Annotated in this window: 25 protein-coding genes; 9 read left to right on the top strand and 16 right to left on the bottom strand. The window is 72.1% G+C overall.

The features are described from left to right. The first annotated feature begins 7 nt into the window (after positions 1-7). Together VFO26_RS13025 and VFO26_RS13020 are read left to right on the top strand one after the other, a co-directional pair. The gene (locus tag VFO26_RS13025) at positions 8-844 is read left to right on the top strand and encodes a tyrosine-type recombinase/integrase (RefSeq protein WP_325115446.1); all 837 of its coding nucleotides are present in this window, start codon (positions 8-10) and stop codon (positions 842-844) included. Between the two features lie 273 nt (positions 845-1117). Further along, the gene (locus VFO26_RS13020) at positions 1118-2032 is read left to right on the top strand and encodes a tyrosine recombinase (RefSeq protein ID WP_325115445.1); all 915 of its coding nucleotides are present in this window, start codon (positions 1118-1120) and stop codon (positions 2030-2032) included. Here VFO26_RS13020 and VFO26_RS13015 read toward each other — a convergent pair whose 3' ends face one another. The 4 genes from VFO26_RS13015 to VFO26_RS13000 are packed head-to-tail and all read right to left on the bottom strand — an operon-like array spanning position 2033 to position 5167. Next, complete coding sequence (locus VFO26_RS13015) at positions 2033-3037, bottom strand: 5-(carboxyamino)imidazole ribonucleotide synthase (protein ID WP_349259087.1); 1005 nt, start codon at positions 3035-3037, stop codon at positions 2033-2035. A 39-nt stretch (positions 3038-3076) separates the two neighbouring features. Continuing rightward, entirely contained in the window at positions 3077-3541 is a 465-nt protein-coding gene (purE, locus tag VFO26_RS13010; RefSeq protein WP_349259086.1) for a 5-(carboxyamino)imidazole ribonucleotide mutase, read from the bottom strand. Positions 3542-3577: 36 nt separating this feature from the next. Then, the gene (locus tag VFO26_RS13005; RefSeq protein ID WP_325115442.1) at positions 3578-4078 is read right to left on the bottom strand and encodes a HEAT repeat domain-containing protein; all 501 of its coding nucleotides are present in this window, start codon (positions 4076-4078) and stop codon (positions 3578-3580) included. Positions 4079-4084: 6 nt separating this feature from the next. Beyond that, positions 4085-5167, bottom strand: coding sequence for a citrate synthase 2 (locus tag VFO26_RS13000; protein WP_325115441.1), 1083 nt, complete (start codon positions 5165-5167; stop codon positions 4085-4087). Between the two features lie 84 nt (positions 5168-5251). Between VFO26_RS13000 and VFO26_RS12995 the strand changes: the two genes are divergently transcribed. From VFO26_RS12995 to VFO26_RS12975, 5 genes are all read left to right on the top strand, one after another. Beyond that, on the top strand, positions 5252-6331 hold the full coding sequence (locus VFO26_RS12995; protein WP_325115440.1) for an isocitrate/isopropylmalate dehydrogenase family protein: 1080 nt from the start codon (positions 5252-5254) through the stop codon (positions 6329-6331). A gap of 27 nt (positions 6332-6358) precedes the next feature. Continuing rightward, positions 6359-7294 carry a malate dehydrogenase gene (gene mdh, locus VFO26_RS12990; protein WP_325115439.1) on the top strand — a complete coding sequence of 312 codons (936 nt, stop codon included), beginning with the start codon at positions 6359-6361 and terminating at the stop codon, positions 7292-7294. A 67-nt stretch (positions 7295-7361) separates the two neighbouring features. Continuing rightward, positions 7362-8108 carry an SDR family oxidoreductase gene (locus VFO26_RS12985; protein ID WP_325115438.1) on the top strand — a complete coding sequence of 249 codons (747 nt, stop codon included), beginning with the start codon at positions 7362-7364 and terminating at the stop codon, positions 8106-8108. Beyond that, positions 8105-9115 carry a PDZ domain-containing protein gene (locus tag VFO26_RS12980; protein ID WP_325115437.1) on the top strand — a complete coding sequence of 337 codons (1011 nt, stop codon included), beginning with the start codon at positions 8105-8107 and terminating at the stop codon, positions 9113-9115. Before VFO26_RS12985 ends, VFO26_RS12980 begins: the two co-directional genes overlap by 4 nt. A gap of 340 nt (positions 9116-9455) precedes the next feature. Continuing rightward, positions 9456-9710: a LapA family protein gene (locus VFO26_RS12975; RefSeq protein ID WP_325115436.1), complete on the top strand. Its 255-nt coding sequence runs from the start codon at positions 9456-9458 to the stop codon at positions 9708-9710. Positions 9711-9713: 3 nt separating this feature from the next. On the opposite strand, the gene VFO26_RS12970 is transcribed toward VFO26_RS12975, so the two are convergent. Beyond that, complete coding sequence (locus tag VFO26_RS12970; protein WP_325115434.1) at positions 9714-10805, bottom strand: PLP-dependent aminotransferase family protein; 1092 nt, start codon at positions 10803-10805, stop codon at positions 9714-9716. 150 nt (positions 10806-10955) lie between these two features. On the opposite strand from VFO26_RS12970, the gene VFO26_RS12965 reads away from it, so the two are divergent. After that, positions 10956-12149, top strand: coding sequence for a DEAD/DEAH box helicase (locus VFO26_RS12965; protein ID WP_325115433.1), 1194 nt, complete (start codon positions 10956-10958; stop codon positions 12147-12149). A gap of 16 nt (positions 12150-12165) precedes the next feature. Here VFO26_RS12965 and VFO26_RS12960 read toward each other — a convergent pair whose 3' ends face one another. The 8 genes from VFO26_RS12960 to sucC form a co-directional block, all read right to left on the bottom strand. Continuing rightward, positions 12166-12711: a hypothetical protein gene (locus tag VFO26_RS12960; RefSeq protein ID WP_325115432.1), complete on the bottom strand. Its 546-nt coding sequence runs from the start codon at positions 12709-12711 to the stop codon at positions 12166-12168. Then, a complete protein-coding gene (locus VFO26_RS12955; RefSeq protein WP_325115431.1) occupies positions 12708-13049 on the bottom strand; it encodes a cupin domain-containing protein in 342 nt (113 codons plus the stop codon). The genes VFO26_RS12960 and VFO26_RS12955 overlap by 4 nt, the downstream gene beginning before the upstream one ends. A gap of 30 nt (positions 13050-13079) precedes the next feature. Then, positions 13080-13964 (bottom strand): serine/threonine-protein kinase, encoded by an 885-nt coding sequence (locus tag VFO26_RS12950; RefSeq protein ID WP_325115429.1) that lies wholly within the window; start codon positions 13962-13964, stop codon positions 13080-13082. Between the two features lie 22 nt (positions 13965-13986). Beyond that, positions 13987-14616 (bottom strand): hypothetical protein, encoded by a 630-nt coding sequence (locus tag VFO26_RS12945; protein ID WP_325115428.1) that lies wholly within the window; start codon positions 14614-14616, stop codon positions 13987-13989. 78 nt (positions 14617-14694) lie between these two features. Next, the gene (locus VFO26_RS12940; protein WP_325115427.1) at positions 14695-15108 is read right to left on the bottom strand and encodes a potassium channel family protein; all 414 of its coding nucleotides are present in this window, start codon (positions 15106-15108) and stop codon (positions 14695-14697) included. A gap of 96 nt (positions 15109-15204) precedes the next feature. Beyond that, entirely contained in the window at positions 15205-16077 is an 873-nt protein-coding gene (gene sucD, locus VFO26_RS12935) for a succinate--CoA ligase subunit alpha (protein ID WP_325115426.1), read from the bottom strand. A gap of 1 nt (position 16078) precedes the next feature. Next, positions 16079-16723 (bottom strand): class I SAM-dependent methyltransferase, encoded by a 645-nt coding sequence (locus tag VFO26_RS12930; RefSeq protein ID WP_325115425.1) that lies wholly within the window; start codon positions 16721-16723, stop codon positions 16079-16081. Next, positions 16720-17868 carry an ADP-forming succinate--CoA ligase subunit beta gene (gene sucC / locus VFO26_RS12925; RefSeq protein ID WP_325115424.1) on the bottom strand — a complete coding sequence of 383 codons (1149 nt, stop codon included), beginning with the start codon at positions 17866-17868 and terminating at the stop codon, positions 16720-16722. The genes VFO26_RS12930 and sucC overlap by 4 nt, the downstream gene beginning before the upstream one ends. Positions 17869-17956: 88 nt before the next feature. Between sucC and VFO26_RS12920 the strand changes: the two genes are divergently transcribed. Further along, positions 17957-18523, top strand: coding sequence for a hypothetical protein (locus tag VFO26_RS12920; RefSeq protein ID WP_325115423.1), 567 nt, complete (start codon positions 17957-17959; stop codon positions 18521-18523). Positions 18524-18557: 34 nt separating this feature from the next. Here VFO26_RS12920 and VFO26_RS12915 read toward each other — a convergent pair whose 3' ends face one another. Genes VFO26_RS12915 through VFO26_RS12905 form a run of 3 tightly spaced genes read right to left on the bottom strand, consistent with a single transcriptional unit; the run spans position 18558 to position 22012 of the window. After that, positions 18558-19010 carry a hypothetical protein gene (locus VFO26_RS12915; RefSeq protein ID WP_325115422.1) on the bottom strand — a complete coding sequence of 151 codons (453 nt, stop codon included), beginning with the start codon at positions 19008-19010 and terminating at the stop codon, positions 18558-18560. A 57-nt stretch (positions 19011-19067) separates the two neighbouring features. Beyond that, entirely contained in the window at positions 19068-20228 is a 1161-nt protein-coding gene (locus tag VFO26_RS12910; protein WP_325115421.1) for an SAM-dependent methyltransferase, read from the bottom strand. Then, entirely contained in the window at positions 20225-22012 is a 1788-nt protein-coding gene (locus VFO26_RS12905) for an acetyl-CoA carboxylase biotin carboxylase subunit (protein ID WP_325115420.1), read from the bottom strand. The genes VFO26_RS12910 and VFO26_RS12905 overlap by 4 nt, the downstream gene beginning before the upstream one ends. Positions 22013-22021 lie beyond the last annotated feature (9 nt).

The raw sequence follows: 22021 nt of genomic DNA, 5'->3' as shown, positions 1-22021 counted from the left end.
CCTAGACGTGGACACCCGTGCCGCGATCGACCGGTTCCTCGCGAGCCCCGGGCTCTCCGACGCGACCCGGCGCGCGTACGGCGCCGACCTGCGCGACTTCGCCGCCTGGCTGCGCGAGCACGAGCTGGCGCTGGACGACGTCGACGTCCGCACCCTCGCCGCCTACACCTCCGAGCTCGGGCGTGCGCGTCGCGGGCTTGCGCCCACGACGATCGCCCGACGGCTGTCCGCCGTGCGGTCGCTCGTGCGACACGCGCTCGGGCCGTCGCGCGTCCCCGACGCCGCGCTCGCGCCGAGCCGTCCCCGTCGCCTCCCCGAGACGCCGGCCCTCGAGGAGGTCGAGCGGGCGGTCGACGCCGCCGGCAGCGACGAGGGGCCGCTGGCCCTGCGCGACGCGGCCCTGCTGGAGCTCGTCTACTCGTGCGGCCTCCGCTCGGCCGAGGCCGTCGCGCTCGACCTGGGCGACGTCGACCTCGATCGCGAGCACCTCCACGTCCGCGGGAAGGGCGGCAAGGAGCGGCTCGTGCCCTTCGGTGAGGAGGCCGCCTGGCTGCTCGCGCGCTGGCTCCGCGACGGTCGCCCCGCGCTCGCGCGGGGCGCCTGCGACGCGCTCTTCCTCTCGGTACGAGGAAAGAGGCTCGACACGAGCATGCTCCGCCGCCTCCTGCCGAATCCGCACCGCCTTCGGCACGCCTACGCCACGCACCTGCTCGAGGGAGGCGCCGACCTGCGGACGATCCAGGAGCTTCTCGGGCATGCCTCCCTGTCGACGACGCAGGTGTACAGCCACGTGGACGCGCGCCGCCTGCGGCGGGTCTACGACCGGGCCCACCCGCGCTCGTAGGCGCGCCCACGCCACGCGGCCCAGCAGGTCGCAGAGTCGGTGTCAGACACGGTTCTCTGTCAAGAGTCCGGTCGGGCCGGGCCCGACCGGGTCGGCTGAGGGAAGGTCTTGTGGCGGAGATGCAAGGCGCCACGCGGTTCGGCCGGGCACGTGAAGCGATTGGCACGAATTCGGCACAGTTTGGGCTTGACAGAGATCGGTGTCTGACACCGGTCGGGCGACCGGCGGCGGCGCAGGAGGACGCACCGCGCCGCCGAATCGGGTCCCGCCGCGATGAGCGACCGCCACGACCCTGATGTCGAGAGCTTCCTGCTCCTCCTCGCGGCCCGCCGCTCGCCGCGCACGGTGGACGCGTACCGCCGTGACCTCGCCTCGTTCGCCTCGACGCTGGACGGCCGGGTCGGAGACGCGACCACCGAGGAGATCGAGGCCTGGCTCGCGACGATGCGCGCGGACGGCCGGGCGCCCTCGACGATCGCCCGGAGGCTCGCCGCCGTTCGCGCGTACCTCCGCCATCTGATGCTGATGGGCATGCGCTCCGACAACCCCGCGGCGGCGATCGCGGGGCCTCGGCGCCCGCGCACCGTGCCGAGGACGCTCTCGCCGGCCGAGGCCGAGCGCCTCGTGGACGCGGCGAGCGGGTCGTCCCCTCGTGCGATGCGCGACCGCGCCCTCGTCGAGCTGCTCTACGGCGCCGGCCTGCGGGTCTCCGAGGCCGTCGGGCTCGTCAAGGCGTCGGTCGACCTGGAAGGCCGCATCGTGCGGGTCCTCGGGAAGGGCGGGAAGGAACGGCTCGTGCCGCTGGGCCGGCCCGCCGCCGAGGCTCTGCGACGGTACATGGCGCTCGGCAGGCCGCATCTGGACCGGCGCCACCGTCCCGACCTGTTCCTCAACGCCCGCGGCGGCGCGCTGACGCGCGCTGGGGCCTTCCTCGTGCTGCGCAAGATCGCAGACCGCGCGGGGCTCGAGCCCGGTCGCGTGCATCCGCACCTGCTGCGCCACTCCTTCGCGACGCACCTTCTCGAGGGCGGCGCAGACCTGAGGAGCGTCCAGGAGATGCTCGGCCATGCGGACGTCGCGACGACGGAGCGCTACACCCACGTCTCCGACCGCCATCGGCGCGAGGCGTACTTCCGCGCGCATCCCCACGCGCGGCGGCGGACCGGGCGCGCGCCTGACGCTGGCTGATCAGCGCGCGTCTGCCAGGGCGACGGCTCGCTGCACCGTGTCCTCGGCCGGGTCGATCAGGGTGAGGTGGCCGACCTTGCGGCCCTGACGCGGGGCCTTCCCGTAGAGGTGCACCCGCGCACCGGGGAGCTCGAGCATCGCCTCCAGCGCCGGGACCGAGCCGATCAGGTTGACCATCGCGGACGGAGCGCGGAGCTCGGTCGGGCCGAGTGGGAGGCCGAGGATCGCCCGCAGGTGGTTCTCGAACTGGCTGGTCGCTGCGCCGTCGATCGTCCAGTGCGCGGTGTTGTGGACCCGCGGCGCGAACTCGTTCGCGAGCAGGCGACCGCCGACCTCGAAGAGCTCGACCGCCAGGACGCCCACGTAGTCGAGCGCGTCCATGATCTTCGTGCAGATCGCCTCCGCGTCGCTCTGCGGCGCGCCGGGTGCAGGCGCTCGCGTCACGCGCAGGATCCCGTCACGATGGAGGTTCTCACCCACCGGCCAGAACCGCGTCTCGCCGCTGCGCGCCCGGACGCCGACGATCGAGAGCTCCCTGTCGAACGCGACGAGCTCCTCGGCGAGCTCCCCCTCCCCGAGCGCGTCCGCGACATCGACGCGTCGCTGTCCCTTGCCGTCGTACCCGAGCCGTCGCGACTTCACGAGCGCGGGCAGCCCCGTCTCCTCCACCGACCCGAAGCGTGCGGTGGGGATCGCAAGCGACCGGAAGAGCTCCTTCTCCCGGAGCCGGTCCTGCCCCTGCTCGAGGGCCGCCCGGCCGGGCACGGCGCCGACCCGCGCCGCCGCCTCGACCGGGACGTTCTCGAACTCGAACGTCACGACGTCTGCTCCGTCGGCGAGGCGCCCGAGGGCCCGGGGGTCGTCGTACTCCGCCACCAGGAGCTCGCCCACATCGCGGGCGCAGGCCTCAGCCGACGGGTCGAGGAACCGGAAGCACACGCCGAGCGGGAGCCCGGCGAGCCCGAGCATGCGCCCGAGCTGGCCGCCTCCGATGCAGGCGACCAGCGTCACGCGACGCTGTGTCGATTCAACACAGGTTCTGAGTCACGCAGCCGGGTCGGGGCTGTCCAGGACGGCCTGGGTCTGGGCCGCGCGGAACCGCCGGAGGCGATCGGCGAGAGCGGCGTCGGAGCCGGCGAGCACCGCCGCCGCGAGGAGCGCCGCGTTGACCGCGCCGGCACGGCCGATCGCGAGCGTCCCCACCGGGATGCCCGCAGGCATCTGCACGATCGAGAGCAGCGAGTCGATCCCGGACAGCGCCTTCGACTCGACCGGGACGCCGAGCACGGGCAGGGCGGTCTTCGAGGCGGCCATGCCCGGCAGGTGGGCGGCCCCGCCTGCCCCTGCGATCAGCACCTTCAGGCCGCGGCCCTCGGCGGACGAGGCGTACTCGAACAGCAGGTCGGGTGTCCGGTGGGCGGAGACGACACGCTGCTCGAACGCGATGCCGAGCTCGTCGAGCGTCTCCGCGGCGTGCTTCATCGTCTCCCAGTCGGAGCGCGAGCCCATGATCAACCCCACGAGCGGCGATGCCACGCGAGAAGCCTATTTCGCCCGGGACTTCTTCAGAAGCAGAGCGGCGACGGCGCGGGCCGCCTCCCGCACCTCGCGATCCGTCTCGTCGTCCTGCGAGATCCCCTCGAGCAGCTGGATCGTGCCCCGATCCGCGGGGCCGTTCCTCAGGCAGAGCATCGCGAGCCGCCGGACGGCGGCATTCGGGTCGCGGGCGGCGAGCTCGTTGAGCAACGGTCGGTACTTGTTCACGTCGCCCGGGTGCTCGGCCGAAAGCGTCGTCAAGGCGATCAGGGCGGAGCCGCGGGCGCCGGCGCTCTCGTCCTCGAGCCCTCGCCGGAGGAGCTCGAGCTTCTGCCGGAAGCGGAACTGCGCGATCGCACGGTACGCCTGCCCCCGGACCCTGTAGTCCGCGTTGCGGGCCGACGACTCGATCTCGTCGTCCCACTGGCCCCGGAGCGTGGCGAGCTCCTGCTCGTTCCCGGGTGTCCGGGCGAGCTCCTCGGCGCGTGCCGCTGCCTCGGCCAGCTCCACCGCGATCTAGACCGCGGAGAAGGACCGGGCGGCCGGCCCGACGTACCGGGCCGAGGGGCGAACCAGGCGCCCGAGGCGCTTTTGCTCGAGGACGTGCGCGGACCAGCCGGCCGTGCGCGAGCAGGCGAACATCGCCGGAGCGAGCTGCGGCGGCACGTCCGCGACGTCGAGCACCACGGCCGACCAGAACTCGACGTTCGTCGCGAGCACGCGGTCAGGCTTGCGTGCATGGAGCTCCGCCAGCGCCACCTGCTCGAGTTCCTCGGCGACGTCGAACCGCGGTGAGCCGAGCTCCTGCGCCGTGCGACGGAGGAGGCGGGCGCGCGGGTCCTCGGCCCGGTAGACGCGGTGCCCGAAGCCCATCAGCCGCTCGCCACGGTCGAGGAGATCCTTGACGTAGCCCTCGATGGACGGCGCCGCGGCCGCGCCGTCGAGCATCGGCAGCACCCGTGCTGGCGCCCCCCCGTGGAGCGGGCCCGAGAGCGCGCCGACGGCGGAGGACAGCGCCGCCGCGCAGTCGGCGCCGGTGGAGGCGACGATCCGCGCGGTGAACGTCGAGGCGTTGAGCCCGTGCTCGGCGGTGCAGATCCAGTAGGTGTCGATCGCCTGGACGTCTTTCGGGTCGGCCTCGCCGCGCCACGCGAGGAGGAACCGCTCGGCGGTCGTCTCGCCCTCGGCGACAACCGCAGGGTCGACGCGATCCGAGTGCCCGTCGGCGAGCCGCGCCGACTGGGCGCAGACGGAGATCATGGCCGCCGACAGCCGCCGAAGATCCTCCTTCGCGTCCTCGTCGGAGATGTCGATCAGCTTGTCGAGCCCCCACTCGCCGCCGAGGCGCGCGGTCACGGTCTGGAGGTCCGAGGGCGTCCGGCCGGTGAGATCGCGTGCGACGTACTCCTCCGCCGGCGGCAGGCCCGGCTCGGGCGACTCGTCCACGAGCAAGCCCCAGACCTTCTCGAACGGAACCGAGCCGACCAGCTCCTCGATGTCGACGCCGCGATAGCGAAGCGAGCCGCCGTCGCGGTCGGGCTCGGCGATCTCGGTCTCGAAGGCGACGACGCCCTCGAGGCCAGGCTTGAAGTCGGTCATCGCGCTCCCTTCCGCTCCGGGGCCTCCGTCGCCCCGACGGTACCTGAGCGGTGGTCGGAGGCAGTGTCACTATCCTGCCGCGCGATGTCCCACACCGTGACACTCATCCCCGGCGACGGGACGGGGCCCGAGCTCACCGAGGCCACGCGCAGGGTGCTCGAGGCGACGGGCGTCGAGTTCACGTGGGACGTCCGGCAGGCCGGCGTCGACGTGATGGAGACGGCCGGGACGCCGTTGCCGCCCGAGACGCTCGAGTCGATCAAGCGGAACGGCGTCGCGCTGAAGGGCCCGATCACGACGCCGATCGGAACGGGCTTCCGCTCGGTGAACGTTGCCCTCCGGCACGAGCTCGGGCTCTACGCCTGCGTGCGGCCCTGCAAGACGTACGAGGGTGTGCGCACGCGCTACGAGTCGGTCGACGTCGTCATCGTCCGCGAGAACACTGAGGACCTCTACGCCGGGATCGAGTTCGAGTCGGGCACCGAGGACGCCCGCGCGGTGATCGACTTCCTGAACGCGCGCCAGCCGAAGCAGATCAGCCCGACGTCCGGGATCTCGATCAAGCCGCTCAGCCCCGAGGCGTCGGAGCGGATCATCCGCTACGCGTTCGAGTACGCGCGCGATCACGGCCGCCGCCGCGTCTCGTGCATCACGAAGGCGAACATCATGAAGCACACCGACGGGCTCTTCCTCGCGGTCTTCCGCGAGGTGGCGAAGGACTTCCCCGAGATCGAGGCCTGGGAGACCCTGGTGGACGCGCTCTGCATGGGACTCGTCCAGCGCCCCGAGGAGTTCGACGTCCTGGTGCTCCCGAACCTCTACGGCGACATCATCAGCGACCTCACGGCCGGGCTCGTCGGCGGGCTCGGGGTCGCGCCCGGGGCCAACATCGGCACCGGGGCGGCCGTGTTCGAGGCGACACACGGCTCGGCCCCGAAGTACAAGGGCCAGAACAAGGTCAACCCGACCGCGATGATCCTGTCGGGAAAGCTGATGCTCGACCACATCGGCGAGCGGGACGCCGCCAGGCGGCTGGACGAGGCCGTCGCGGCGGTGATCGCCGAGGGCAGGAGCGTGACGTACGACCTCAAGCCGAGCCGCGACGACCCGTCGGCGGTCGGCACGTCCGAGTACGCGGACGCGATCATCGAGCGGCTCGGCTGAGACGCCGCCAGACGAAGGAGAACCAACGTGAACGGCAGGAAGAAGGTCACCGTCGTCGGAGCCGGGAACGTCGGCGCGACGTGCGCGCTCGAGGTGGCGCGCCGCGACTACGCGAACGTCGTGCTCGTCGACATCGTCCCCAATTTCGCGGCCGGAAAGGCACTGGACCTGAACCAGATGGCCTCGGTCACGGGCTTCGAGCCGACGATCGTGGGCAGCGAGCGCTACGACGCCACGAAGGGCTCCGACGTCGTCGTGATCACGGCCGGGAGGCCGCGCTCGCCCGGGATGAGCCGGGACGACCTCGTGACGACCAACGAGGCGATCGTCGCCGCGGTCACGAAGGACGTCGTCCGGAGGTCGCCGAGGAGCGTCATCGTCGTTGTCTCGAACCCGCTCGACGCGATGTGCCACGTCGCCCAGGCCGTCTCCGGGTTCCCGAAGGAGCGCGTGGTCGGGATGGCCGGGATCCTCGACACGGCCCGCTTTTCCGCCTTCATCGCCTGGGAGACCGGCTCGTCGGTGAAGGACGTCCAGGCGATGGTGCTCGGCGGCCACGGCGACCAGATGGTCCCCGTCGTCTCCGCCACGACCGTGGGCGGCGTGCCGCTCGAGCAGCTGACGACGAAAGGGAAGATCTCGAAGATGGTCGAACGGACGCGGAAGGGCGGCGGCGAGCTGGTCGGGCTGCTCGGGACGTCCGCCTGGTACGCGCCCGGGGCGGCGGCGGCGCAGATGGTGGACGCCGTCTGCCTCGACCAGAAGCGCGTGCTCCCCTGCACGGCGCTGCTCGAGGGCGAGTACGGCGTGGACGGCCTGTACATGGGCGTCCCCGTGCGGCTCGGCGCCGGCGGGGTCGAGGAGATCGTGAAGCTGAAGCTCTCCGCGGCGGAGAAGAAGATGGTGCGCGAGTCGGCGGCCGCGGTGCGCGACGTGGTCGGCGTCCTGACGACGACCGCGTAGCACGCCGTTTCGCTCGGCGTCGGGGCTTCACGGCCGCTGAACACCCACCCGGGTAGCCTTCGCCGCCATGGATCTCGGGCTGCAGGGACGCACCGCGATCGTCTGCGGCGCGTCGTCCGGGATGGGCCTCGCCGTCGCGGAGCAGCTTGCGGCGGAGGGCGCCAACGTCGCGATGTTCGCGCGGCGCCGAGACCTGCTCGAGCGGGAGGCGGAGCGGATCGGAGCGCTCGCGGTCCAGGGCGACGTCACGATCCCGCAGCACCTCGAGCGGCTGGTCCAGGCGACGGTCGGAGCCTTCGGCGGGATCGACGTCCTCGTGCTGAACGGGGGCGGGCCGCCGGCGGGGCCCGCGACCGGGATCACCGCGGAGTCGGTCGAAGAGGCCGTTGCGCTGCTCCTGACATCGCACGTGTCGCTCGTCGGCCACTGCCTGCCTCACATCCGTGCGAACGGCCGCGGCCGGATCATCGCGATCGAGTCGTCGTCGGTGCGTGAGCCGCTCGCGAACCTCGCGTTGTCGAACGCCGTGCGCCCGGGTGTCGTGGGGTGGCTCAAGACGCTCGCACGCGAGCTCGGTCCCGAAGGCGTGACCGTCAACACGATCGCTCCGGGACGCATCGACACGGACCGGCTCCGGTCGCTGTACGGGGCCGACGGCCCCCCTGAGGCTGACCTGGAGCAGATCCCCCTCCGACGGCTGGGAGCGCCCGCCGAGATCGCCGCCGTCGTCGCGTTCCTCGCCTCCGACCGCGCCTCCTACGTGTCGGGCACGGTGGTCCCGGTCGACGGCGGGCTCACGCGCGGCCTGCTGTGAAGTCGTCGACCTCCCGCTGGCTCGCCCTCTCCGGCGTCGCTCTCCTGGCGGCCGTCGTCTTCCTGCTCGCGACGCTTCCGAGCAACGACTACCTCTTCGTCCCGAACGGGGCCAAGCCCGTTGCGGGCAAGGTCGCCGTCGAGGGCAAGGACGATCTGGGGGGGCCGGGAGGCATCTACTTCGTCGACGTCACGGTACGGAAGGTGCGCTGGCTCGAGCGGGTGCTCCCCTTCATGCGCCCCGACGGCGCGTCGCTCGTTCCCGCGCACGCGGTCACTGCGCCCGGCGAGTCGTTCCGCGAGCGGGTGGCCGACGCACGCGTCGAGATGAACCGGTCGGAGCAGGTCGCAGCGGCGGTCGCCCTGCGCGCCGGAGGGCTGGAGGTGGAGGCGACGCCGCGCGGTGTCCTCGTCGAGTCGGTCGCCGTCGATGTCCCCGCTGCGGGGGCGGTCGAGGACGGGGACGTCATCGTCGCGGCCGCCGGGCGCAAGACACTGACGCCCGACGCGCTCCGGGAGGCGGTCTCCTCCGTCGAGCCGGGCGAGAGGGTGCGACTGCGCCTGCGCCGCGACGGACAGGGCCTCGAGCGGGCGGTGCGCACGATCGCCGCTCCCGACGACGAGTCGCGCGCCATCATCGGCATCCGCGTGACGCAGGACGCGAAGATCGAGCTGCCGCTGGACGTCGACATCGACCTCGGCGACGTCGGCGGGCCCTCCGCCGGCCTCCCGTTCGCGCTGCAGGTCTACAAGGAGCTCGGAAACGACGTCGACCGCGGTCACCGGGTGGCGGCGACCGGCGCGATCGAGCTCGACGGCAGCGTCGTCTCGGTGGGAGGCATCAAGCAGAAGACCTACGGCGTCCGCTCGTCCGGAGCGGACGTGTTCCTCGTCCCGGCTGGGGAAAACGCGGCGACTGCGCGCCGCTATGCAGGAGACCTGCGGGTCGTCCCTGTGGAGAGTTTTGAACAGGCGTTGCGCGCATTGCAAACGCTTCCCGGAAAATAGCCGATTTGCAGGTTTTTTGCCTCGCAGGGCGACAGCCGCAAATTGCGGAGAATTCGTTTCGGCGGGGGTTGCGCGGCCGCCGGGCCACGGCCACAATCCCCGCTGTTCCATCAGGGGACGAGGGCAGGCGACGAGAGGGGACATGGGTACGCGCGCCGTCGCGACATGCGAGGACTGCTATTTCCGCAAGGAGGGCCTGTGCGCCCTCCCGGGGAACGCTCCTTGCCCGACCTTCCGCGCTGCAGCGGTCGGCCGCCTCACGCCTCCGCCGCAGCCGCGGCTCGTGCTCCGGGCTCCGCTGCCACAGGTTGCGCACGTAGCCAGCGCATAAGATCGCCGCGTGAGCGACGACGAGACGCGCCCGCCCCAGGGGGACCGCCCCGGGTCCCGGGATGTCCCCTGGAGAATGGTGATCTGGGCCGCGATCGCGCTCTACGCGATCGTCTTCCTGCTCGTCAACGACGAGAAGCAGTCCGTCAGCTTTGTCTTCTTCACCGTCAACACGCGACTGGTCTGGCTGATCCTGCTCAGCATGGGGCTCGGCGCCGCGCTGGCGATCATCGGGCCGCGCTGGTGGCGGAGCCGGAGGCGCTGAGGGTCAGGCGACGAGCCCGGCGAGGACGCGGACACCCTCGGAGATCCGCTCCGGCGTCTCGTACGAGAACGCGAGCCGCGCGGAGCTCGAGCCACCCTGCCCGTCGGGGAAGAAGTCGGCCCCGCGGACGAACGTGACGCCCGCCTCCGCCGACCGCCCGAGCAGCTCGCCCGTGTCGACCCCGGGGATGTCGACCCACAGGAAGTACCCGCCGTCCGGGTGGCTCCAGGCGGCGCGGCCCTCGAGCCCGTCTCGGAGCCCTGCGAGCATCGCGTCTCGCTGCTCGCCGAGGATTCCTCTGATCCGCGCCAGGTTCGGCTCGAAGCCGCCGCGCGCATGGAGCTCGTGCACCATCGCCTGCGGGAGGAGCGGCGGCGAGATGTACGTCGAGACGGCACGCTCGTCGTAGGCCGCCCGGAGCGCCTCGGGCACGACGAACCAGCCGACCCGGAGCCCGGGGGCGACCGTCTTCGAGAACGACGAGGTGAACGTGACGCGCTCGCCTCCGTCGAGGGAGTGGAGCGACGGCGGCGCCGTGCCCTCGTACCGCACGAGCCCGTACGGGTCGTCCTCCAGCACGTCGAGGTCGTACGCGCCGGCGAGCTCCACGATCCGCCTGCGCCGCTCCTCGCTCAGCGTGCGCCCGCTCGGGTTCTGGAAGGTCGGGATCGTGTAGAGGAAGGAGACGTCGCCGCCGCGGCGGAGCTCGGCCTCCAGCGCGTCGGGATCGAGCCCCTCGTCGTCCATCGCCACCGCGACCGTCTCGACTCCCTGCCAGCGCAGGAGCTTCAACGGCCGGTCGTAGGTCGGCCCCTCGACGAGCACCCGGCCGGGGCGCCGCTCGAGCTGGGCCGCGGAATAGAAGACGAAGCCCTGGAGCCCGCCCGTCGTGAGGAAGACGCGGGCCGGGTCGACCCCGTGCCGCTCGCCGAGAAGCTCGCGGAGCGGGCCGTAGCCCCCGCCCGTACCGTACGAGAGGATCACCGTGCCGTCCCGCTCCAGCGCGGCGCGCGCGCAGTCCGCCAGAAGCTCCGGATCGATGCAGGACGGCGCCGGGGCTCCGCGCGCGAACGAGATGGGTGCCGTCGAGGCCATGGCGCGAGCCTACCGAGGGCGGCCGACGCGGCTGCTACCTTTCTGCGTACGGTCGGCCATGGGGGTCGACCCGTGGGATCCGCTTCGTTCGACTCCTCGTGGGCTCGAAGGTCGTAGGTCTCGAGCCGTTTCACCAAACACAGGAGTCACATGTCCCAGGAAACATTCGCCGCGCTCGGCGTGAGCGCGGACTTGACCGCAGCGCTCGAGGCGCGCGGCATCATGGCACCCTTCCAGATCCAGACCCGCGCTGTCCCGCCTGCGCTCGCCGGCACCGACCTCCTGGCGAAGTCGCCGACGGGCTCGGGCAAGACGCTCGCGTTCGCGATCCCGCTCGTCGAGCGGGTGCCGCGCGACGACGCGCGCCCGGCGGCCCTCGTCCTCGTGCCCACACGCGAGCTCGCCGTCCAGGTGACCGAGCAGATCGAGACGCTTGCCGCCGTCCGCAATCTCGCAGTCGCGTCGGTCTACGGTGGGGTCGCCCTGCGCCCGCAGGCGAACCTGGCGCGAGACGCGCACGTGATCGTCGCCACTCCGGGTCGCCTGCAGGACCTCCTCGACCGGCGCATGCTCACCCTCGACGCCGTCGAGATCCTCGTGCTCGACGAGGCCGACCGGATGCTCGACATGGGCTTCAAGCCGCAGGTCGACCGGATCGTGAAGCGGCTCCCGCGCGATCGCCAGACGATGTTCTTCTCGGCGACGCTCGACGGCGAGGTCGGCGAGCTGGCCCACGCGTACACGCAGTCGCCGGTTCGAATCGAGGCCGAGCTCCCGAGCGTTCACGCGCCAGGTGACATCGAGCACCGCTTCGTCCCTGTCACGAACGACTCGAAGGTGACAACGCTCGTCGAGCTGCTCGAGGCCGACCGCGGCCTCGCCCTCGTGTTCGTGCGGACGAAGCGGGGGGCCGACCGCCTCGCCCGCAAGCTCACGCAGCACGGAGTCAAGGCGGTGTCCATGCACGGCGACCTGACGCAGGGGCAGCGCCAACGGGCGCTCCAGCGCTTCGAGTCCGGCCACGTGACCACTCTCATCGCAACGGACGTGGCGGCGCGCGGCCTCGACCTCGACGACGTCACGCACGTGATCAACTTCGACCCGCCCGAGGACGGCAAGGCCTACACCCACCGGGTGGGCCGCACCGGCCGCGCCGGACGTTCCGGGACCGGGGTCACGCTCGTCCTGCCCGAGCAGCAGGCGGACATGAGCCGTGTGGCGCGACTGAACGGCCAGCACGAGACGTTCGCCTCGACCGGGATGAAGACCGCCGCACCGCGGCTCGTCTACTCCTCCCGCGGGCGGGGCAAGTGGGGCTCGAGGCGGCCCCAGCGGAAGATCTGACGGTCGGCCGGGTCCCTCAGGACCCACCGACCTCCGCGCACTCGGGGGTCGACTGGAGCGCGTTGGCCAGCTGCCCGTCTGCGTCGAGCTCCTGGAGCCTCGTGGTCGCCCGGCCGATCCCCTCCAGCGCCTTCTGGGCGGCCTCGGCGATCTTCCGCGCGCGCGCCGCGACGTCCGTCGCGTCGGCGATCTCGCCTCCCACCTCGCCCTCGAGCTCCTGGAAGGTCGTCTGGGCCTCGCTCGCGGCGTCCGTCAGCGCGACGTTGATCTCGTCGCCGTTCGGCACGTCCGGCGGACCGAGCTCGCGGAGCTCGTCGGCGAAGGCTCCCGAGGCGACGGCGGCGCTGCGCACGGCGCCGGCGACCTGGTCGCCGGACGGCAGCCCCTCCCCCTCCAGCTCGCCGCCGCTCTCGGAGATCCCGTCCGTGAACGTCGTGAGCGCCTGACAGAAACCCGTGGCCCAGGTCGACGGGTCGACCGAGCCGCCGTCCCCGTCGCCACCGCACCCTGCGGCGACGGCGAGCGCCAGCAGGCTCAGCACGAGAGGCAGCCTGGCGGTCACGAGAAGTACGTGTCGTCGTGGGAGTACGGCGGGACGCACATGCAGAGCAGTCGCGCGCCCTCCGGCCCCGCGACCAGCTCGTGCCAGGCGCCGGGAGGGATCAGCACGGCGTCGCCCTGCCGGACGTCACTCGACTCCCCGTCGACCTCGAGCACTCCTCCGCCACCCGTGAGGAGGTAGATCTCTTCCGTGCGGGCGTGGTAGTGGCGCTGCGTGGCCTGACCGGGCTCGAGCCAGGCCTCGGCGAGGGACTGCGCGGTCGTGTGGTGCAGCTCGCGGATCGTCGAGCCGTCCTTCGTCGTGAACGGCTCCACGTCGGCCAGCGATCGCAGCTCCACGCGCGCGATCCTACGCGCTCGCCGTGGCGGTCAACGCGTGCGGACGCGGAAGCGGCCCAGCAGGGGCCGCTTCGGAAGCGCGTCCACGAGCAGCTCGAGCTCGGCGGCGAGGGCCGCGGGGGCCGGCCTCTCCGCGGGATCGGGATCGAGGCAGGCGGCCAGGAGACGACGCACGGCCGGCGGGACCCGCTCCGGGAGCGCCTCGGGCTGCTCCCGCAGCTGCGGGAACCGCTCCTCACGCGACGAACGAGCGGGGAAAGGCGCGTGGCCGGAGACGGCGTGGTAGAGGGTGGCTCCGACTCCCCAGATGTCGGCGGCCGGCGTGATCGGGCCACGGCCGAGCGGGTCACACTGCTCGGGCGACATGTAGGCGTCGGTGCCCAGCCGGTGCCGCGTCCCGACGAGCTTCTCGACCGGGCGCGCGATGCTCAGGTCGATCAGGCGCGCGGGGGCGCCCATGATGATGTTGCTCGGCTTGACGTCGAGGTGCACGATTCCCCGGCCGCCGAGGTAGTGCAGGGCCGAGCAGAGCTGAAGACCGAGCGGGAGCAGCTGCTCGCGCTCGAGCGGACCGAACCTGCGCACGAGTGTCGAGAGCCGCGGCCCCTCGAGGTGCTCCAGCACGACGTGCGGACGGGCGCCGTCGAGGTCGGCGTCGAAGCTGCGGACGATCACCGGATGCCGCAAGAGCTCGAGGAGCCGCACCTCGTCCGCGAGACCACGGAGCGCGTGCCGGTCGTCGACGAGGTGGGGGCGAAGGATCTTCACGACCACCAGCGCGAACAGGCTGTCGTCCCAGGCGAGATACGTCTCGTACCGCTCGCCGCCCCCGAGCAGGCGCACCACGGATCTCCCGGGCACCAGCTCGGCGCCCTTCTCGACGTCCCACTCCACGGCGGGCGAGGCCTCGTCCACGGCCCCGCCCGCCGAAGGTACGTCAGTTGGACGTATCGTCGCCGCCCGTATCGTCGTCGCCGCCACCGCAGCCGGTGTCCACGCCGCTGTCCGTGTTCGCGTTCGTTCCGGCAGCCGTGTCCACACCGCTGTTCGTGTTCGCGTTCGTTCCGGCACCGGCACCGCTGTTCGTGTTCTCGTTCGTGTCGGTGTTCGCGTCGGTGGCCTTGCCACCCGTGTTCGTGTTGGTGTTCGTCGGCCCGGCGACGCCCGTCGTGTTGTCGCGGCGCGAGACGTCGCGCGAGTTGGAGATGTCCGGCGTGTTGTGGTCGCCGGTGCGATCGCGCGAGAAGTCCCGCGAGTTCGACCGGTCGGCGACGCCCACCCCATCGCCGGTTCTGTCCTGCGAGCGGTCGAGCGAGCGGGACGGTGCGCGCGTGGTCACGTCGTTCGACTTGTCGCGCGAACGGGAGGCGTCGCCGCCGGCCTCGGCGTCGGCGTCCTCCTCCTCGGCCAGCTCGACCTCGCGCTCGTCACGGAGGACTGCGAGCACCTCAACGGTCTCGGAGCGGTCCTCCGGCGCCTGTGTCGCCGCGCCGCCCACCGAGACGGCTCCCGTGCTCCCCACGACGACTGCAAGGCCGACCAGCACGAGCTTGATGAATCGCTCCACGCTGCCCCTCCGTTCTGTCGTGTTCGCCGCAAGATACCGCGGCGGGCCAGAAGCGAAACTCCGCGGTGCAGGCCGCGCTCAGCCGAGAGCGCTCTCGAGCTTGCGCTCGATGCGCTCGAGCCGCGCCATGAGCTCGTCGCGCTCGTCGGCGTCGAGCTCCCGCTGCTGTGCCTGCGCCCTGGCGACGAACACCGAGACGACGAGTGACGTGGTGATCGGGATCGCGCTCACACCGGCCAGCATCAGCACGCTGGCGACCAGCCGACCCGCGTCGCTCGTGGGCACGACGTCGCCGTAGCCCACGGTCGTCACGGTCGTGATCGCCCACCACAGCGACTCCCGGAGGCTTCCGATCCCCGGATCGACCGCCCACTCGACGAACGCGGCGATCAGCGCGAGTACGAACGCGACGAATGCGACCATGCGCACGGCACGGACGATCGTCAGCGATTCGATCTTGCGTTGCAGGCGCTCCTCGAGCGTCGGTCGCACCGCCCCGCTTTCGCCCGCGGCGCCCGTCCCCCTGCCTGAAGCCGGCCCTTCAGCCGGGGATCTGGGCCGCTTCGTGCCGCCGGCTGCCGCGCCCGGCTACGGCCGGGCGAGCTCGGCGGCGAGCTGCGCGGTCTCGGTCGGCGTCGTCCCGACCCTGATCCCGCGCGCCTCGAGCGCCAGCTTCTTGCCCTCGGCCGTGCCCGAGGAGCCCGAGATGATCGCGCCGGCATGGCCCATCGTCTTGCCCGGAGGCGCGGTGAAGCCGGCGATGTAGGCGACCACGGGCTTCGTCATCTCCGCCTCGATGAAGTCTGCGGCCTTCTCCTCCTCGTCGCCCCCGATCTCGCCGACCATCACGACGTACTTCGTCTCGGAATCCTCCTCGAAGAGGGTCAGGACGTCGATGAAGGACGACCCCACGATGGGATCGCCCCCGATCCCGACGATCGTCGAGTTCCCGAGGCCCATCTGCGTCAGCTCGTGGCCGATCTGGTAGGTCAGCGTCCCGGAGCGTGAGACGAGCCCGATGCTCCCCGGGGCGAAGATCTCCGCCGGGATGATCCCGACGTTCGCCTTTCCGGGCGAGAGCGCCCCCGGGCAGTTCGGTCCCAGCAGCCGGACGCCCTTGGAGCGGATGTACGCGTGGATCCGGAGCATCTCGTGCGCCGGGACGCCCTCCGTGATGGTGATCACCGTGTGGACGCCCGCCTCGACCGCCTCGTAGATCGCGTCGGCGGCGAAGGGCGCCGGCACGAAGACCATCGACGTGTTGGCGCCGTGCTCGTGGACGGCGTCCGCGACGGTGTCGAGCACGGGAACGCCCTCCACGTCCTGGCCGCCCTTGCCGGGCGTCACCCCTGCGACGAGGTTCGTGCCGTAGGCGCGGTTCCGCAACCCGTGGAAGCGCCCCTCGGACCCCGTCAGCCCCTGGACGACGAGCCTGGTGTCCGTGTCGACGAAGATCGCCACGTCAGAACCCCTTGACCGCGAGCAACGCGAGCTTGTCGAGGGTCAGCCGGCCGTCCGCGACGCGGTCGCCCAGGAGGAGCTCCACGCGTTCGGCGTCCTCGCCCCCGCAGCCCGTCCGCGCGAGCCAGGCCCCGAAGTCGATGGTGTGCTCGGAGAAGCGCACGTCGTCGAGGGTGAGCCCGGCTTCCTCCACGAACGCGCGCCATTCGGCCTCGGTGTAGTTCCGGACATGGGACGGGTCGCGCACGCGCTCTGCCTCCTCGACGTCCTCGCCCATGAACAACGTGTCGACGATCACCACGCGGTCACGGCTGACCCGCGCCATCTCGCGGAGCGCGACCGCAGGATCGGAGAAGTGGTGCGCCGCCGTCCGACACGCGACGACGTCGAACGCCCCATCCGCGAAGGGCAGCGACTCGGCGCGGCAGATCACGTCGGGCCGCATGCCGGGCGCAGGGTCGCAGGTGACGACCTCGAGGCCCGCCTCGCGCAGCCGCCGGGCGACGTGACCGCCGCCGGTCGCGACGTCGAGCGCGGTTCTCGCACCCTCGGCCCAGGCGACCATCTGGTCGAGGTCCTCGCCCGAGCGATGGGCATCCGACTCGACGTAGGCCTGTGCGCGATCGCTCCAGACGTCGTTCGTCATGCCGCTGCCGCCAGCTCCACTGCCAGCTTGGCCGCCTCGAGCATGGTCGGGGCGACGCGGAGGTTGGCCGGTGCCGCCTCCGCGAGGATTGTGCGGCCCTCCTCCGCGTTGGTGCCGTCGAGCCGGGCGACGATCGGCAGGTCGAGCGACATCTCCCCGAGCGCCTGGAGGATCCCCCGCGCGACCTCGTCGCAGCGGGTGATCCCGCCGAAGATGTTGAAGAAGATCGCCTTCACCTGCGGGTCCCTCGTGATCACGGAGAGCGCGTCGACCACGCCCTGCGCGTCGCCGCCCCCGCCGAGGTCGCAGAAGTTGGCGGGTCGGCCTCCCGCGAAGGTGACGACGTCGACGGTGGACATCGTCAGGCCGGCGCCGTTGCCGAGCACGCCGACGTCGCCGTCGAGCTTCACGTACGTGACGTGCTTCTCCCGTGCGTAGGCCTCGAGCGGATCGGCTGCGTCGAGATCGCGCATCTCCGCCACCTCCGGGTGACGGAAGAGCGCGTTGTCGTCGACGGTGAACTTCGAGTCGAGCGCCTTGACCTCGCCCTCGGGTGTCACGATCAGCGGATTGATCTCGCAGAGCATCGCGTCGAAGCGGACGAAGGCGTCGTGCAGCTTCCCGACGATCGCGGCGATCTGATTCTGCTCGGACCGATCGGCGACGCCGGCCCCGTACACGAGGCGCCTGGCCTGCCAGGGGTGGAATCCCTCGAGCGGGTCGACCCGCAGCTGGACGAGCGCGTCGGGGCTCTCCTCGGCGACCTGCTCGATGTCGACTCCGCCCTGCGTCGTGAACATGTAGAGCGCCTGCTTGGCACCCCGGTCGAACGTCAGCGAGAGGTAGTACTCCTTCGCGATGTCGGAGGCCCGCTCGATCCAGAGCTTGCGGACGACGTGGCCGCGGATGTCCAGTCCGAGGATCTCCTTGGCGCGCTCCTCCGCCTCGTGCGCGTTCGCGGCGAGCTTGATGCCTCCCGCCTTGCCGCGGCCGCCCGTGAGCACCTGCGCCTTGACGACGACCGGGCCGCCGAGGACCTCCGCCGCCTGGCGCGCCTCCCCGGGGGTCGTCGCGAGCCGGCCCTCGGAGACGGGGATCCCGACCCGCTTGAAGAGCTCTTTCCCCTGGTACTCGTAGAGGTCCACGCCGCGCGGGAGGCTACCGAAGAACTTCCGCGTGGCTCCCGGCCTCCGGCGCGAGAGTGGGACGTGCTACCTGTGCGAGCATGGCCGCGTGCCCCGTCCGGTGTCGATCGTGCTCGTGCTCGCCGCCGTGTCGCTCGCAGCCGGCTGTGGCTCGTCGAGCCCGCCGGCCCCGCCGGCGGCCGCGGCGACGCCGCAGAGCGCCGAGCTCGACTGGGAGGAGCGGTCTCCCGAGACGGGTCCCGGGCTCGTCTTCCGCGTACGCCGCTTCGCGGTGACGGAGCGGGGCTGGGAGGCGGACGTCGAGGTGTCGAACCGCACCGGGATCCCCTGGGAGATGGGCGAGGACCCGGTCGCGGTCGAGCAGTCGTTCGGGATCATGCTCTTCGCGACGGGTGAGCTCGACGAGGTCGAGCGCAGGAGTCGGGACGGCGACCTGCCCGGCCTCCGCACCGCGCAGGAGTTCGATCCGGAGCTACCCGCCCGCCTTGCCGCCGGCTCGAGCTGGCGGGGGATGATCTCTGCGCGTGGCAGCCTCGCCGCCGGGCGCTACGTGCGGGTCGTGTTCGGCCCCCTGATCGCCGTCGGCGACCCTCCCGACGAGATGCCGGCGCAGTTCGTGTGGATCACGGACAACGCGTACCGACTGCGGGCGTGACCCCACGCGCCCGACGCCTAGGTGCCCGTGTGGATCAGCAGTAGTCGCCGACGAAGCCGGATCGCAGCAGGACGACGTTCGCCTCCTGGTAGCTCCGGCCCGCCTGGCGCGTGCGACCTGCGCCCGCGGCGACCATCGCGTCGACGTACAGGACCGCCGCGCGCCGCTGTCCCTCGTGCACCCGGACGATCCTGGCCCTGAACGCGCGGGCGCTGCTCGTCCCGCCTGGCGCGCCGCGAGCGTCGTCGAGCGCCTGACGGGCGATCCGCGCCATCGACCCCGCCACGAGCGCGGCGCGTTCCCAGTTGGCCTGGCGCCACGCCAGCAGGAGTCGCCGCTGCTCCGACATCCACCGTGCCTGGTGGCGCTCCGCGGCGCTGCACAGCGACGTCGCGGAGGACGAGGCCGGGTGACCGGTCGACGCGAAGGCGAGCGCTGCGAGCAGCACGCAGACGACGACGCCACCTCTCCCCCTCCTCGTGCGCACGAGTCCTGTCGTCGGAACATCCCGATCGGACACCGATCCCTCGATCGGGTGCGGAGCTCATCCCGTCGCGACCACGTCGGCGAGCATGCGTTCGAGCGTCGGCACGATGCCGAGCGCGTCGGCGAACGCGCGATACTCGGCGGAGAGTCGTTCCCGGTCGCGCGGAGGGCGCTGCGTTCGCGTCGCGCGCAGGAGGACGTTCTTCGGCGTGTGCTCGAGCGGGACGAACTCGACGACCTGCACGTCGTATCCCGCGATCTCGAGCAGGCGAGCCCGCGCGGCGTCGGTCACCTCGGCCGCGAACCGCTCCTTGAGTGTCCCGTGCCGCAGAAGCGGGCGCAGCACCTCGCTCGAGAGCTGCCCCGAGAGCTCGTGCTGGCAGCACGGCACCGCGAGGATGACGTCCGCGCCGGCGCGCACGGCCCGCTCGAGCGCGGCATCGGTCGCCGTGTCGCACGCGTGGAGGCTGACGACGAGGTCGACACCGCCGAGGTCGGCCTCTGCGATGTCGCCGAGCTCGAAGCGGAGCCCGGCGGCGTCGAGGCGGCGCGCGAGCGCCTCGCACTCGGCCACGACCTCGGGCTTGAGGTCGAGGCCCAGCACGTCGACCTCCCGGCCGTGGACACGCGAGAGGAGGTCGTGGAGCGCGAAGGTCAGGTACGCGCGCCCCGAGCCGAAGTCCACGACCCGGAGAGGGCCCTCGGGGAGAGCTGCGACGATGTCGTCCACGAGCTCGACGAACCGGTTGACCTGCCGGAACTTCGCCCTCCGCGGTGCGCGCACCTTGCCGTCCGCGGTCTGCACGCCGAGCGCGACGAGGAACGGGACAGGCTCGCCTTCGGGCAGCAGGCGGCGCTTCGCCCGGTCGTGCTCGCCGCTTGCCTCCGGCCTCGTCGGCGGCCGGCGGAGCACCCGCGGCTCCCCGCGGCTGGCGAGCACCTGCCAGTCGGCGTCCGGCTCGTGCAGGAGCGCCTGCCGGTAGGTCCCGCCGATCGCGGCACGGAGGAGCTCCGCGAGCGCTGGCCCCTCGAGGTTCTCGTCGGTCGTGCGCGCGTCGAAGTGACGCCGGACGTGCCACTGCGGGCCGGAGCGGAGCGTGACCGGGTCGACCGTGACGCGGCGCGCCGTCCCGGACTCCGCCGATCGGGGCCGGCTGAGGGTCGCACCGGTGAGCGACCGGTCGCCGACGAGCCGCTCGACGAGCTCGTCGACCGTCATTGCGGCTCGGGGGTCGCGACGACACAGACGAGCTGCCCGATCGTGATCCCCGCTCCCGGGGAGACGGCGAGGTCGCGGACGATGCCGACGCGCGGCGAGACGATCTCGTTCTCCATCTTCATCGCCTCGATCACGCACAGGAGCTGACCGGCCTCGACCGCGTCGCCGTCCCCGACCTCGACCTTGAGAACGGTGCCCTGCATGGGGCTGAGAACGGCGCCGTTGCCGCCCGCCCCGCGGCCCGAGGCGCTGCGTTCCCGACGGCGGCGGGCCAGGCCCGCCCATGGAGGCTCCGTGACGTGGAGGCTCACGTCGTAGGAGCGCCCGTCCACCTCCACCGCCACGAGCCGTGGCACGGTCGTCGCCGACCCGTCCGACCCGTGTGCGACACTCGTTGTCCGATGAGAGAACGACTGCTCGAGCTCCTCCGCACGCTCCGCCAGCTCCTTCGACTCGACGATGCCGTCGCACGTCTCGCCGCGCGCGAAGCACGGGTGCTCCAGCAGCGCACGGTGGAAGCCGAGGAGGGTCGGAGGCCCTTCGATCCGGAACTCTTCGAGCGCGCGCAGCATCCGCGCGATCGCGCGGTCGCGGTCGACGTCGTGGACGATCAGCTTCGCGATCATCGGGTCGTAGAGCTCGCTCACCTCGTCACCGGCGTCGATGCCCGAATCGACCCGCACGCCCGGTCCGGCCGGCTCGCGGTACGCCGTCACCCGCCCCGGCGCGGGCAGGAACCCCTTGGCGACGTCCTCGGCGTTGATGCGGCACTCGATCGCGTGGCCGCGAAGCACGACGTCCTCCTGCCGGAGCGAGAGCGGCTCGCCGGCGGCGACGAGCACCTGCTCGCGGATCAGGTCGAGCCCGGTGACGACCTCGGTCACGGTGTGCTCGACCTGGATGCGGGTGTTCATCTCCATGAAGAAGTACTCGCCCCCTCCGGTCAGGAGCCCCTCGATCGTCCCGGCCGAGCGGTAGCCGGCGGCACGTGCCGCGTCGACGGCGATCTGCCCGATCCGAGCGCGGAGGGCGTCGTCGACCGCGGGCGACGGTGTCTCCTCGACGAGCTTCTGGTGGCGGCGCTGGATCGTGCAGTCGCGCTCGCCGAGGTGGATCACGTTGCCGTGCGCGTCCGCGAGCACCTGCACCTCGACGTGGCGCGGGTCCTCCAGGTACCGCTCCACGTAGACCGCCGGGTCGGCGAAGTACCTCTCGCCCTGCCGCGTGGCCGCGTCGAAGGCTCGCTCGGCCTCGTCGGGGCTCCGGACGATCTCCATCCCCTTCCCCCCACCGCCCGCAGCCGCCTTGATGATCAGCGGGTAGCCGATCTCGGCCCCGAGCCCCACGACCTCGGACGCGGAGCCGACCGGGTCGACCGCCCCGGGGACGATCGGCACCCCGGCCGCGCGCATGGCAGCCCTGGCCGCGGTCTTCGACCCCATCAGCTCGATCGCTGCGGGAGGCGGACCGATCCATGTCAGGTCCGCCTGCTCGACGAGCCTCGCGAACGCTGCGTTCTCGGCCAGGAACCCGTAGCCGGGGTGGATCGCCTGCGCGCCGGAGCGAAGCGCGGCCTCCACGAGCACGTCTCCGCGGAGGTAGCTCTCGGCCGCGGGCCCGGGCCCGATCCGGTACGCCTCGTCGGCCGCCCGCACGTGCGCGCGCCCCCGGTCGGCATCCGAGTACACGGCGACGCAGCCGATGCCGAGCTCGCGCAGCGTCCGGAAGATGCGGACCGCGATCTCGCCGCGGTTGGCGACCAGGACCTTCGAGAAGGGAGGCATGCGGGGCGT

It is taken from the genome of Gaiella sp. (genome assembly GCF_035710885.1).
GTDB lineage: Bacteria > Actinomycetota > Thermoleophilia > Gaiellales > Gaiellaceae > Gaiella.
Note: the sequence above shows the minus strand (reverse complement) of the source record. Positions and strands in the feature narration are given on the sequence as shown.

Excerpts from the sequence above, each read along its gene's own strand:
- VFO26_RS13020 (WP_325115445.1), top strand. The coding sequence starts at position 1,118 with ATGAGCGACCGCCACGACCCTGATGTCGAGAGCTTCCTGCTCCTCCTC.
- VFO26_RS12910 (WP_325115421.1), bottom strand. The coding sequence starts at position 20,228 with ATGACGGTCGACGAGCTCGTCGAGCGGCTCGTCGGCGACCGGTCGCTC.
- VFO26_RS12965 (WP_325115433.1), top strand. The coding sequence starts at position 10,956 with ATGTCCCAGGAAACATTCGCCGCGCTCGGCGTGAGCGCGGACTTGACC.
- VFO26_RS12995 (WP_325115440.1), top strand. The coding sequence starts at position 5,252 with ATGTCCCACACCGTGACACTCATCCCCGGCGACGGGACGGGGCCCGAG.
- VFO26_RS12930 (WP_325115425.1), bottom strand. The coding sequence starts at position 16,723 with ATGACGAACGACGTCTGGAGCGATCGCGCACAGGCCTACGTCGAGTCG.
- VFO26_RS13000 (WP_325115441.1), bottom strand. The coding sequence starts at position 5,167 with ATGACCGACTTCAAGCCTGGCCTCGAGGGCGTCGTCGCCTTCGAGACC.
- VFO26_RS12970 (WP_325115434.1), bottom strand. The coding sequence starts at position 10,805 with ATGGCCTCGACGGCACCCATCTCGTTCGCGCGCGGAGCCCCGGCGCCG.
- VFO26_RS12905 (WP_325115420.1), bottom strand. The coding sequence starts at position 22,012 with ATGCCTCCCTTCTCGAAGGTCCTGGTCGCCAACCGCGGCGAGATCGCG.
- purE (WP_349259086.1), bottom strand. The coding sequence starts at position 3,541 with ATGGGCTCGCGCTCCGACTGGGAGACGATGAAGCACGCCGCGGAGACG.
- VFO26_RS12985 (WP_325115438.1), top strand. The coding sequence starts at position 7,362 with ATGGATCTCGGGCTGCAGGGACGCACCGCGATCGTCTGCGGCGCGTCG.